The organism is Olsenella profusa F0195, assembly GCF_000468755.1.
In the GTDB taxonomy this organism is placed as follows: domain Bacteria; phylum Actinomycetota; class Coriobacteriia; order Coriobacteriales; family Atopobiaceae; genus Olsenella_F; species Olsenella_F profusa.
Window position 1 is genome coordinate 1 of sequence record NZ_AWEZ01000021.1, and the last position, 2891, is coordinate 2891.

The following is a 2891-nucleotide window of genomic DNA, read 5'->3' on the forward strand; positions in this document are numbered from 1 at the left end:
TCATAAAGTAAAAAACTTGACATTATGTTTGTATTTTAGTAATATCTCTGACAGCGTGAGGAGGTTGGATGGAGACAGTCGACCAGAAGAAGATTAAGCAGATGCAGGACAACCTAGGGGCGATTCGAAGGGTTGCCGGCTGGACTGCTGAGCAGTTTGGCGACTCTATAGGCGTGACGAGGCAAACAATCAGCAACTTGGAACGTGGGAAGACGGCGCTCTCTAAGACTCAATACCTCGCCATACGAACCGTGCTTAACCAAGAGATTATTGATAGCGAGAACCTGGGCTTAGCAACCGTGCTGAAGGCGCTCGTTGACGAGCCAATCGAGGAAGAACAGGCCTCCGTCGAGGATATGGAGGAGCCTCGCGAATCCTCGGCAGTACAGACCCAGAGTGCCATGACAAAAACGCTTGCATCCAATAGGAACACTTTGAAATTGTTCGCATCATTGCTGCAGATGGGTGGCGTACTGACTCCGGTTGTAGTGCGAGCGGTACAAAGTGCTTTGAAGAATTCAAAAGGATAGGAGGTCATGAAGGTGATCGGGTTGAAACCAGAAAAGCCTACACGTGAGATGGACGTACCACTGGATGAGATTGGTTCTACGGTTGCGGGCCTGGGCGTCCCCGGGCTTGTCCTGATTCTTGCAATTAATGCGACGGGCTATGCCGGTGCCGCTGCTTTTACTGCAGCCCTGTCGGCGATTGGTCCGGGCGGAATGATTGGCGGCGTTTTGACATTGATAATATCTGCGTTTCTTGTAAAGGGCCTGTCACAGTTTGGGTTTGAGAAGGTCTTTGCGGCAGTTCTAGAAGAGCTCGAGAACCGGGGGGAGTCGACGGATTCCATCAAGGAGAAAATCGATGGGTACCCGATCGCGAAAGGAACGAAGCTGAAGCTCATCGAGAAAATCGACGCGCTGGGGTAGTGGACATCGGAAAAACACTACTGTTGGCCAGGCATTTTGTTTTTGTGTATCGAACTGGGGAAACTGCACTATGGAAGAGCGTAAAAATCATGAAGAGCTTTACCGGAGTCTGTTCGGCCAAGCCCTGCAGAAGATTAAGCTGTGCAGAGACCCCCATGACAAGCTTCCTGAAATTCAACTACTGGGCTGGGATACTGTCGAACAACAGGAGATGTTCGATCTCGGTTTCAGAGAGATAAGCGCACGTGAGGCCATCGCGAGGGATGCAAAAGCCATATCGATTGATTGCTTCAGCGTTATTGTCAAGACGCTATTTCATGATTATGGTTACGAAGAGGAGCTTTTCGTAGTTCCTAATCAGGAGGAAAATGGACCGCAAGTCACCTTTGGAATACATCTGAAGAGAGAAGATACACTATTACTTTTTAAAGAGATGGAGTCATCTCCAATTTGGAAAAATAAGAGTCACGAACCGGAAGATGTTAATAAGCTTCTAAAGTCGAAAAAAGTGTCTTGCTGCAAATACGTTTACCTTATGTTTGATAAGGCATACATGCAGGTTATAGGCCATGACGATAATGAAGACGATCCTGGGCGTGGCTATAATCTGTACTCAGTAAAGTGGCTTTTTGAGACTTATTTTGGCTCGGATGAGTGTAATTGTTTCATGAAGTATGTAAAGGCTTATATCCGCGAAGCCAAGAATTATCTTGGCTTCATTCAGATGAGAGCCCTTACTCCAAACGCTATGACGAACTTTCATATGATAGCCCAAGGTCATTTTCTTCAGTTTGACTTTAGAGATGCATGCACGCCAATCACTAATAGATTCGATGAGACGGTCGTCTTAGAAGAGAGCAGCTATCGAGTTATTCTTGAGCAGTTCCTTGAGCGAAAGCATTACATGATGATGGTTGGTACCAAGGATTTTGCCGAAAGCTTTGTTACTGCGGAGTGGTTAAGGGACTCCATGAGTAAGGCAGGAGCAATCGATCTCACGGCGATTGGTGTTGGCTATTTCAAAGCCGTGGAGCAACTTATGTATGAGCTTATCTACCTTTATAGAAATAATGGCTTGGAAATCAAATCAGCTACCTCGAAGAAGCAGGTGGCACTTGATGATGCGAACATTGAGAATTGCAAGATAGATACATCGCTTGGCTCAATGGCCCTCTATTATAAGAAGAGCCTTGATATTTTTCCAAGCAACGTTGACTACAAGGCAAAAACATATATACGTGAAGCACTATTTGATTATGCCAATATGCGAAATGATTATTTGCACAAGAAAAATATTCACGATATGGCACGTATCGATGAAATACGGGTTTCAACTTTCAGAGTGATATTCCTTTTGCTTGGGTCCCACGAGTTTGATGAAGCTTCAGAAAAATTGCTTGGAATGCCAGACCTTTCTTTCTATGATGACTACTACAAAATGTGCGAATACGTTAACTATCACACTTCTCGACTGTATATGGTTGATGCTGGAAACGGTGACGAATTATTGTGTTGCGGTTGCCCTGACCCGTATGCGCATATTGTTGAAGGACGGTATGTTGTCTACTCTGGCTTCTACCTAAAGGAGCTTCCGACTGGCACAGTCTATCAATTTAAAAAAGAGCATATGCCAAGGAGAATCTGGCTTGGAAGTCTTGGAATTTCACCTACGGCAAATGTGCATTTTGAACCCAAAAGAAAGGTTAAGCTTTTTGAAGACGGGCGGTATGTAGGACCAAACCTAGTAGAGGAGAAGGACCTCGACTACTAGTTTTCCTGTACTCGCCCGCGTTTCTTATGGTCCATTGTCCTGTCTCTACGCGCTCCTACTGCAGCTCGCCCCTGTCGAGGAGCTCGTGCTGTATCATCCTGCGGTTCACGCGTATGAGCCCGCCGATCCTGATGTGCGGCAGGGCGTTGATGATCCTAGTGTCGGAAAAGTTGGTGCAAGCGTTTGGG

General features: G+C 46.1%; 3 protein-coding genes. All 3 read left to right on the forward strand.

Features of this window, described 5'->3' with window-relative positions; translation table 11 throughout:
- Nucleotides 1-68 precede the first annotated feature (68 nt).
- Nucleotides 69-530 (forward strand): helix-turn-helix transcriptional regulator, encoded by a 462-nt coding sequence (locus HMPREF1316_RS03225; RefSeq protein WP_021725494.1) that lies wholly within the window; start codon nucleotides 69-71, stop codon nucleotides 528-530.
- 6 nt (nucleotides 531-536) lie between these two features.
- Entirely contained in the window at nucleotides 537-932 is a 396-nt protein-coding gene (locus HMPREF1316_RS03230) for a hypothetical protein (protein WP_021725496.1), read from the forward strand.
- A 70-nt stretch (nucleotides 933-1002) separates the two neighbouring features.
- Nucleotides 1003-2703, forward strand: coding sequence for a hypothetical protein (locus HMPREF1316_RS03235; protein ID WP_021725495.1), 1701 nt, complete (start codon nucleotides 1003-1005; stop codon nucleotides 2701-2703).
- Nucleotides 2704-2891 lie beyond the last annotated feature (188 nt).